Below are 10,420 nucleotides of genomic sequence, written 5' to 3' on the forward strand. Positions count from 1 at the left end.
TGCTTGGGCCCGCGTCAGGAATCGTTGCCGTCGAGGCTGTCGAGGTCGAGCGCCATGTCGATGAGGTGCTGGACGTCCATCTCGTCGATGGACTCCGCCTCGTCCTCGACGCGGCTGGGATCGGAAGTGGCTGCTTGTGGATCGGCCAGCCGGAGCAGCGTGTCCAGCAGCCCCGCCTCCCGGATCCGGCCCATCGGGATGGTGGCCAGGGTGCGGCGCAGCTCGGCGTCCTGCGGATCGGTGTCCACGTGGGCCGTCGCGTGGCCGGGGCCGTGGCCCGGTCCGTCCGGGATCAGCTCGGTCAGCAGATGCTCGGCGAGCGCGGCCGGTGTCGGGTAGTCGTAGACCAGGCTCGCGGGCAGCTTGAGGCCGGTGGTCGCGCCGAGCCGGGTGCGCAGTTCGACCGCGGTGAGCGAGTCGAAGCCCAGCTCGCTGAAGGCGCGTCCGGCCCCGACCTCGTCGGCGGAGGCATGCCCGAGGGCGGTGGCCACATGGGCGCGGACCACCTCCAGCACCGCGTCCTTACGGTCGGCCACGGCGAGTTGGGTGAGCCGCTCGCGCAGCGCGGAGGCGCCGTCGGCCGCCGCCTGGTCCGCCGATTCGCCCTCGCCGCCGCCCCGCAGGGCCTTGGCGACCTGCGGCAGATCGTCGATCAGCGGGCGGGGGCGGGCGGCGGTGAAGGCCGGGGCGAAACGCTCCCAGTCGACATCGGCCACCGTCACGGCGGTCTCCTGGCGGGAGAGCACCCGCTGGAAGGCGACCATGTTCAGCTCCGGTGCCATCGGCGGCAGTCCACGGCGGCGCAACTGCTCCTCCGCGTCGCCCTCGGCGGCCATTCCGCCCTCCGCCCACGGGCCCCAGGCCACGGAGGTGGCGGGGAGCCCGCGGGCCCGGCGCTGTTCGGCCAGCGCGTCGAGGAAGGCGTTTCCGGCCGCGTAGGCCCCCTGGCCACCACTGCCCCATACCCCGGCGATCGAGGAGAAGAGCACGAAGGCGTCCAGCTCGGCGGCCTCGCCGAAGAGGGCGTCGAGGTGGACCGCCCCGGTCGTCTTGGCCGCCACGATCCGGGCGAACTCGGGGAGTTCGGTGCCGGTGCCGGGCTCCTGGGAGATCCCGGCCGAGTGCACCACGGCGCGTACCGGGGTGCCGTCCACGGCCAGCTTCTCCACGAGCGCGGCGAGCGCGTCGCGGTCGGCCACATCGCATGCCTCGACGGTCACGGCGGTGTCGGTGCCGGACAGTTCGGCCACGATCTCGGCCGCACCCGGCGCGTCGGGGCCCCGGCGGCTGAGCAGCACCAGCCGCTCCGCGCCGTTGTGGGCCAGCCAGCGGGCGACATGCCGTCCCAGGGCGCCGGTGCCGCCGGTCACCAGCACGGTGCCGCGCGGCGTCCAGGGCTCGGCGGCGGCGGTGGCCGCGTCGCGCGGGGCCGGGACGAGGCGGCGTACGAAGACCCCGGTGGCGCGGATCGCCACCTGGTCCTCGTCGTCGGCCCCGGCGAGCACGGCCGCGAGCCGGTCCAGCGCCCGCTCGTCCACGGTCTCCGGCAGGTCGACCAGACCGCCCCAGCGCTCGGGCTGCTCCAGGGCGACGACCCGGCCGTAGCCCCAGACCTGGGCCTGGGTGGCGCTGGTCAGCCGGTCGGCGCCGCCGGTCGCGACCGCGCCCCGGGTGACGCACCACAGCCGCGCCGGGGCGGCGTCGCCCCGCAGCGCCAGCGCCTCGGCCAGCGCACCGGTCAGCGCGAGGCCGACCGGCACCGCCGGGTGCTCCGGGTGCGGCCGCTCGTCCAGCGCCAGCAGGGAGAGCACTCCGGCCACCGGGCCGTCGGCCGTCGCCGCGGCGAGGCGGTCGGCCACGGCCGCGGGGGCGGTGTCCGTGGCGTCCAGTTCGACGCGGACGATCCGCGCTCCGCGCCGCGTCAGGTCATCGGTCACGGCGGTGATCCGCGGGTCGTCGGCGTGGTGCGCGGGGACGACGGTCAGCCAGGTGCCGGCCGGAGCCGGGGAGCCCGACGGGCCCTGCGGACGCGGCTTCCACACCACGTTGTAGAGGTGGCCGTCGGCGGCGGAGCGCTCGCGCTGGGCGCGGCGCCACGTCGACAGGGCGGGCAGCACCGCGCTGAGCGGCTGGTCGCCCTCGACCCGCAGCTCGGTGGCGAGCGACTCCCAGTCCTCGCGCTCCACGGCCTCCCAGAACCGCGCGTCCACCGCGTCCACCGCGCCCTCGGCCGGGGACCTGGCCTCCAGGGCGAACTCCGGCCAGTAGCGGCGGCGCTGGAACGCGTACGTCGGCAGGTCGACGCGGTGGGCGCCGGTCCCGGCGAAGTACCCGGCCCAGTCCACCTCGGCGCCCCGGACATACGCCTGGGCGAGCGCGGTGGTGGCGGTCTCGGCCTCGGGACGGTCCTTGCGCAGCGCGGCGGCGAACCCCGCCGCCTCGGCGTCGGTGACGCACTCCTGGGCCATGGCGGTCAGGACGCCGTCGGGGCCCAGCTCCACGAAGGTGGTGACGCCCTGGGCTTCCAACGCCCGTACGCCGTCGAGGAAGCGGACCGCCTCGCGGACGTGGCGCACCCAGAAGTCCGGGCTGGTGATCTCCTCGGCGGAGACGATGGCACCGGTGAGGTTGGAGACGATCGGAATGCGCGGGGCTTCATACGTCAGCCTCTCCGCGACCTCGCGGAACGCGTCCAGCATCCCGTCCATGCGCGGCGAGTGGAACGCGTGGCTGACTGTAAGCCGCTTCGTTTTCCGACCCTGCGCCTCGAACGACGCGGCGATCTCCACCGCCGCGTCCTCGTCACCCGCGATCACCACCGACGTCGGCCCGTTGAGCGCGGCGATCGAGACGCGCTCGGTCAGCAGCGGCGCCACCTCGTCCTCCGACGCCTGCACCGCGATCATCGCGCCACCGGCCGGAAGCTCCTGCATCAACCGGCCACGCGCCGCCACCAGCGTGCACGCGTCCGCGAGGGACAGCACACCGGCCACCTGCGCGGCGGCCAGTTCACCGATCGAGTGGCCCGACAGGAAGTCCGCCTTCAGACCCCACGCCTCCACCAGCTGGAACAGCGCCACCTCGATGGCGAACAGCGCGGGCTGGGTGAACCCGGTCCGGTCCAGCGCGGTGGCGTCGTCCCCGAACAGCACGTCCTTCAAAGGCCGTTCAAGATGGCCGTCCAGCTCCGCGCAGACCGCGTCCAGCGCCTCCGCGAACGCCGGGTAGGCGTCGTACAGCTCACGGCCCATGCCGAGCCGCTGGCTGCCCTGCCCGGTGAAGAGGAAGGCCAGCTTGCCACCGGTCACCGAGCCCTCGACGAGCCCCGTGGCGCCGCGCCCGTCGGCCAGCGCCGCGAGCTGCTCGCCGAGGAGGCCGCCGTCCCGGCCGAGCGCCACGGCCCGGTGTTCCAGGGCGGCGCGCGAGGTGGCCAGGGAGTAGGCGAGGTCGAGCGGGCGCGGCCCGTCGGCGCCGGTGTCCCCGGAGGCGTCCACGAAGGCGTCCACGGTGGGGCGCAGCCGTGCGGCCTGGGCCCGTAGCGCGTCCTCGGTACGGCCCGAGACCGGCCAGGCGAGGACGGGCAGGGACCGCTCCGGGGCGGGCGGGGAGACCACGTCCATGGCCGGGGCCTGCTCGATGATCGCGTGCGAGTTGGTGCCGCTGAAGCCGAACGACGACACCCCCGCACGGCGCGGACGGCCGGTCTCCGGCCAGGGCCGGGCCTCGGTCAGCAGCTCGATGTCGCCCGCCGACCAGTCGACGTGCGGGGTCGGCTCGCTGACGTGCAGGGTCCGCGGCAGCACACCGTGCCGCATCGCCATGACCATCTTCATGATGCCGGCGGCGCCCGCCACGGCCTGGGTGTGGCCGATGTTGGACTTCACCGAGCCCAGCCACAGCGGCCGGTCCTCGGGCCGGTCCTGGCCGTAGGTGGCGAGCAGCGCCTGCGCCTCGATCGGGTCGCCCAGCGTCGTACCGGTGCCGTGCGCCTCCACGACGTCGATGTCGGTGGCCGACAGACCGGCGTTGGCGAGGGCCTGGCGGATGACGCGCTGCTGGGACGGGCCGTTGGGCGCTGTCAGACCGTTGGACGCGCCGTCCTGGTTGATGGCGGTGGAGCGCAGGACGGCGAGCACCGGATGGCCGTTCTCGCGCGCGTCGGAGAGCCGCTCCACCAGGAAGAGGCCCACGCCCTCGGCCCAGTTGGTGCCGTCCGCGTCACCGGAGAACGCCTTGATCCGGCCGTCGGCGGCCAGTCCGCGCTGCCGGCTGAACTCCAGGAAGGCGCCCGGGGTCGACATGACCGTGACGGCTCCGGCCAGCGCCATCGAGCATTCGCCGTTGCGCAGTGCCTGCGCGGCCAGGTGCAGCGCCACCACCGACGACGAGCAGGCCGTGTCGATGGTGACCGCCGGGCCTTCGAGCCCGAAGGCGTAGGAGAGCCGGCCGGAGGCCACGCTGGAGGAGTTGCCGGTGCCGAGGTGGCCCTCGAGGCCCTGCGGCTCGTTCAGCCACAGCGTCAGATAGTCCTGGTCGTTGGAGCCGATGTAGACACCGGTACGGCTGCCGCGCAGGGACGCGGGGTCGACCCCGGCCCGCTCGAACGCCTCCCAGGTGGTCTCCAGCAGCAGCCGCTGCTGCGGGTCCATCGCGAGGGCCTCGCGCGGCGAGATGCCGAAGAACGAGGCGTCGAAGTCGGCCACGTCGTGCAGGAAGCCGCCCTCGCGGGTGTAGCTGGTGCCCTCGAGGTCGGGGTCGTCGCTGTAGAGGGTGGCGAGGTCCCAGCCGCGGTCGGCGGGGAACGGAGTGATGGCGTCGTCACCGGCGACCAGCAGCTGCCACAGCTCCTCGGGCGACCGCACACCGCCGGGGAAGCGGCAGCTCATCGCGACGATCGCGATCGGGTCGTCGCGGTCCACCGCGCTGATCACCCGATCGGGGACGATCGCGTCGGCCGTGTCCCCGACGATCTCCTCACGCAGATGGCCCGCCAGGCTGGTCGAGGTGGGGTAGTCGAAGACGAGCGTGGGCGGCAGCCGCAGCCCGGTCGCCTCGCGCAGCAGATTGCGCAGTTCGACGGCGGTCAGGGAGTCGAAGCCCAGGTCCTTGAAGGCCCGGCCCTCCTCGACGGCCTGCGGGCCCGCATAGCCGAGGACGGCCGCCACCTGCGTACGGACCAGGTCCAGCAGCAGCCGGTCCTGTTCGGCCGCGCTCAACCCGGCCAGCCGCTCCGCCAGCGCGGAACCGCCACCCGCGGCCACGTCCACCGCGCGGCGCACCGGGACCCGCACCAGTCCGCGCAGCAGCGGCGCGAGCGCGCCCGCCGCGGCCTGGGCGCGCAGCGCCACGGCGTCCACGCGCATCGGGACCGGTACCGCCTCGTCCGTGGTGAGCGCGGCGTCCAGGAGCGCCAGGCCCTCGGCCGGGGACAGCGGCGGCAGTCCGGCGCGCCGCATCCGGCTGATGTCGGCCTCGTCCAGGCCACCGGCCATACCGGCGCCCGCCCAGGGGCCCCAGGCCAGCGAGACGGCCGGCAGGCTCTCGGCGCGGCGGTGTGCGGCCAGGGCGTCCAGGAAGGCGTTGGCGGCCGCGTAGTTGCCCTGGCCGGGGGTGCCGAAGACGCCCGAGGCGGAGGAGAACAGCACGAAGGCCGTCAGGTCCAGGTCGCGGGTGAGCTCGTGGAGGTTCCACGCCGCGTCCACCTTCGGGCGCATGACGTTTTCGATGCGCTCGGGGGTGAGGGAGCCGATCACGCCGTCGTCCAGCACACCGGCGGTATGCACGACGGCCGTCAGCGGATGCTCGGCGGGGATGGCGGCGAGGGTCGCGGCGAGCGCGTCCCGGTCCGCCACATCACACGCCGCCCACACCACACGGGCGCCCAACTCGACCAGCTCGTCGGCGAGTTCGGCAGCACCCGGGGCCTGCTGCCCACGGCGGCTCACCAGCAGGAGCTGCCGTACGCCACGCTCGGCCACCAGATGCCGGGCCACCAGACCGCCCAGCGAACCGGACGCGCCGGTGACCAGCACCGTGCCCTCGGAGTCGAAGGCAACCGCCGTCGTCTCGCCCGCGACCGGCACCCTGGCCAAGCGCGGGACACGGATCACGCCCGCACGGACGGCCAGTTGCTCCTCGCCCGCCGCCAGCGCGGCCGGAAGCGCCGCGAGCGACGCGTCCTGGCCGTCGATGTCCAGGAGGACGAAGCGGTCCGGGTTCTCGGCCTGCGCGGTGCGCAGCAGACCGTGGACGGCGGCGCCCGCAAGGTCCGTCACCGGCTCACCGGCCTCGGTGGCCACGGCCCCCGAGGTGAGCAGAACCAGACGTGAGTCCGTGAAGCGGTCGTCGGCCAGCCACTGCTGCATCAGGCCCAGCACCTGGGTGGTGGCCTGATGCGCCGTGGTGGCGGGCGCGAGGCTTTCCCCCACCCCGCCCCTTCCCGAAACAGAGGGCTCCGCCCCAAGGCCCCGGTCCTCAAACGCCGGACGGGCTGGAATTGCCGCACCCGGGAGTTCAAGTGCCGGGCACACCACTACGTACTCCGGCAGCGCCGTTCCGGAATCGACGGCCTCGCCCAGCTCCGCGAGGTCCGCGTATGCCGTGGCACCCAACCCGAACGCATCCGCGCCGAGCACCCCCCAGCGACCGCCGCCGGGCGCGCCGGCGTCCGCTCCGGCCGGGAGTCCGGTCCACTCCACACGGAACAGCGACTCGTGGTACGCCGCCCGCGCGGCCCGCACCTGCTCCGCCGACACGGCGCGCAGGACCAGCGAGTCCACGGCGGCGACCGGCGCACCGGCCGAGTCCGCGATCTCCAGCCGGACCCCGTCCGCGCCCCGCAGCACCAGCCGCACCCGCAGCGCCGAGGCGCCGCTCGCGTACAGCGACACACCGCTCCAGGCGAACGGCAGCCGCCCGCCCTGGCTCTCGCCGTCGCCCAAGCCGTCCATGCCGAGTGCGTGGAGCGCCGAGTCGAGCAGCGCCGGGTGCAGTCCGTACGCCTGGGCGTCGGAGGCGGCGGACTCGTCCAGCCGTACCTCCGCGAAGAGTTCGTCCCCGCGCCGCCAGGCGGCCGTGAGCCCCTGGAACACCGGGCCGTACCGCAGACCGCCGTCCGCGAGGGCCGCGTACAGCTCCTCGGTACGGGCCGCCTCGGCGTCCTGCGGCGGCCACGCGGTCAGCGCGAACGACGGCCGGGGCGCACCCGAGGCGAGCACACCGTCGGCGTGCCGCGTCCACGGCTCCTCGGCCGGGGCGTCCTCCGCGCGGGACAGCACGGTCAGGGACCGCCGTCCGGCGCCGTCGGGCGCGCCCACCGTGAGCTGCAGCCGGACGCCACCGCGTGCGGGCAGCACCAGCGGGGCGTGCAGGGTCAGCTCATCGAGCAGGTCGCAACCGACCTGGTCACCGGCGCGCACGGCAAGCTCCACGAACGCGGTGCCGGGCAGCACCACCGTGTCCCGCACCACATGGTCGGCCAGCCACGGATGCGTATCCACACCCAGCCGTCCGGTGAAGACGAGTCCATCGGTCTCCGCCAGCGGCACCGCCGCACCCAGCAGCGGGTGCCCGGCCAACTCCAGCCCCACCGAGGCCACATCACCCACGGACCCGGCACCCGGCTCCAGCCAGAACCGCTCATGCTGGAAGGCATACGTCGGCAGATCCACCTGCTCCGCGCCCCGACCGGCGAAGAACCCGGCCCAGTCCACCGTCACACCGCGCACATGCGCCCGTGCGACGGCCGTGGTCAGCGCCTCGGCCTCGGGACGGTCCTTGCGCAACGCGGAGAGGAACACGGCGTCCGACACGGAGTCGGTCACACACTCCTGCGCCATCGCGGTGAGCACACCGTCCGGGCCCAGCTCGACAAACGTGGTGACGCCCTTGGCCTCCAGGGTCCGTACGCCGTCGAGGAAGCGGACGGCCTCGCGGACATGGCGCACCCAGAAGTCGGGAGTCGTGATCTCGTCGGCGGACACCACGCCACCGGTCAGATTCGACACGATCGGAATGCGCGGGGCCTCGTACGACAGCCCCTCCGCTACCTCACGGAACGCCTCCAGCATCCCGTCCATACGCGGCGAGTGGAACGCATGGCTGACCGTGAGCCGCTTGGTCTTCCGACCCCGCGCCTCGAAACCGGCCGCGATCCGCAGCGCCTCGTCCTCGTCACCCGCGATGACCACCGACGCCGGACCGTTCAGCGCGGCGATGCTGACCCGCTCGGTCAGCAGCGGCGCCACCTCGTCCTCCGACGCCTGCACCGCGATCATCGCGCCACCCGCCGGAAGCTCCTGCATCAACCGCCCACGCGCCGCCACCAACTTCGCCGCATCCCCCAGCGACAACACACCCGCCACATGCGCCGCGGCCAACTCACCAATCGAATGCCCCGACAGGAAGTCCGGCTTCAGACCCCACGCCTCAACCAGACGGAACAACGCCACCTCAACCGCGAACAACGCGGGCTGAGTGAAACCGGTCCGGTCCAGCGCCTCGGCGTCGTCCCCGAACAGGACGTCCTGCAAAGGCCGCTCAAGATGCCGGTCCAGCTCCGCGCACACCGCATCGAGCGCCTCGGCGAACACCGGATAGGCGTCATACAGCTCACGCCCCATCCCCAGCCGCTGACTCCCCTGCCCCGTGAACAGGAACGCCAGCTCACCCTCGGCAACCACACCCTCGACCAGCCCCGGCGCGGACTCCCCCCGCGCCAGCGCCTCCAGCCCGGACAGCAGCCCGGCGCGGTCCTCGCCCACGACCACCGCGCGGCGCTCCAGCGCCGCCCGGCCGGTGGCCAGCGAGTAGGCCACATCGGTGGTGCCGAGGGCGGGTTCGCGGTCGAGGTGGGAGGCGAGGCGGCGGGCGTTGTCGCGCAGCGCCGCCGCGTTCCCGGCGGACAGGGGCCACGGCAGCACGGTGGCGGTGACGACCGCCGCCGGGGTGGCGTCCTCGTCCGTGGCCGACGGCTCCTCGGCCTCCGGCTCGGGGGCCTGCTCCAGGATGGTGTGGGCGTTGGTGCCGCTCACACCGAAGGCGGAGACACCGGCCCGGCGCGGCCTGCCGGTCTCGTCCCAGGGACGGGCCTCGGTCAGCAGGGACACCTCGCCCGCCGACCAGTCGACGGTCGGGGACGGCTGATCGACGTGAAGGGTCTTGGGCAGGATGCCGTGGCGTATCGCCATGACCATCTTGATGACGCCCGCGACACCCGCCGCCGCCTGGGCGTGGCCCAAATTGGACTTGAGCGAGCCCAGCCACAGCGGCCGGCCCTCGGGCCGCTCCTGGCCGTAGGTGGCCAGCAGCGCCTGCGCCTCGATGGGGTCACCGAGTGTGGTCCCCGTGCCATGCGCCTCGACGACGTCGATCTCGGCGGCGGACAGCCGGGCGTTCTCCAGGGCCTGGCGGATGACGCGCCGCTGCGACGGGCCGTTCGGCGCGGTCAGACCGTTGGAGGCGCCGTCCTGGTTCACCGCGCTGCCGCGCACCACGGCCAGCACCGGGTGGCCGTTCTTGCGCGCGTCCGACAGCCGCTCGACCAGCAGCACGCCGACGCCCTCGGACCAGCCGGTGCCGTCCGCCGAGGCGGCGAAGGACTTGCAGCGGCCGTCGGGGGCGAGGCCGCGCTGGCGGCTGAACTCCACGAAGACGTCCGGGTTGGGCATCACGGTGACGCCGCCGACGAGGGCGAGCGAGCATTCGCGCTGCCGCAGCGCCTGAGCCGCCCAGTGCAGGGCGACCAGCGACGACGAGCACGCCGTGTCGATCGTGGCGGCCGGGCCTTCGAGGCCGAAGGTGTAGGCGATACGGCCGGACAGCACACTGGTGGCGCCGCCGGTGAGCAGCAGCCCCTCCAGCTCCTCCGGGGCGCCCGAAACATCCGAGCCATAGCCCATGGCCGAGGCGCCCACATAAACGCCGGTGCGGCTGCCCTTGACGGAGGTCGGGTCGATTCCCGCGCGCTCGAAAACCTCCCAGGAGGTTTCCAGCAGCAGCCGCTGCTGCGGGTCCATCGCAAGCGCTTCGCGCGGCGAAATGCCGAAGAACGCGGGGTCGAATTCGGCGGCGCCGTCGAGGAATCCGCCGCCGCTGTTGTAGAAGGTGCCCTTGCGGTCGGGGTCCGGATCGGCCAGCCCCTCGATGTCCCAGCCGCGGTCGGCGGGGAATCCGGAAATGGCGTCACCGCCCTCCGCTACCAATTGCCACAGATCCTCGGGCGAACCGACGCCACCGGGGAACCGGCAGCTCATCGCGGTGATCGCGATCGGTTCCTGCGCGTCCGCCTCCACCTCGGTCAGGCGGCGACGGGCCCGGCGCAGCTCAGTGGTCATCCACTTCAGATTGTCGAGAAGCTTCTCTTCGTTCGCGCTAGCCACGGAAACGTCACCTCCTGAGGTCAGTTGAATTGAGGGCGGTC

The 10,420-nt window shown here is 73.7% G+C and carries 1 protein-coding gene; it reads right to left on the reverse strand.

Annotation, left to right across the window (positions count from 1 at the left end; all coding sequences use genetic code 11):
• Nucleotides 1-14 precede the first annotated feature (14 nt).
• A complete protein-coding gene (locus tag AS97_RS17680; protein WP_210565255.1) occupies nucleotides 15-10,379 on the reverse strand; it encodes a type I polyketide synthase in 10,365 nt (3,454 codons plus the stop codon).
• Between the last annotated feature and the right edge of the window lie 41 nt (nucleotides 10,380-10,420).

It is taken from the genome of Streptomyces sp. AgN23 (assembly GCF_001598115.1).
GTDB lineage: Bacteria > Actinomycetota > Actinomycetes > Streptomycetales > Streptomycetaceae > Streptomyces > Streptomyces antimycoticus.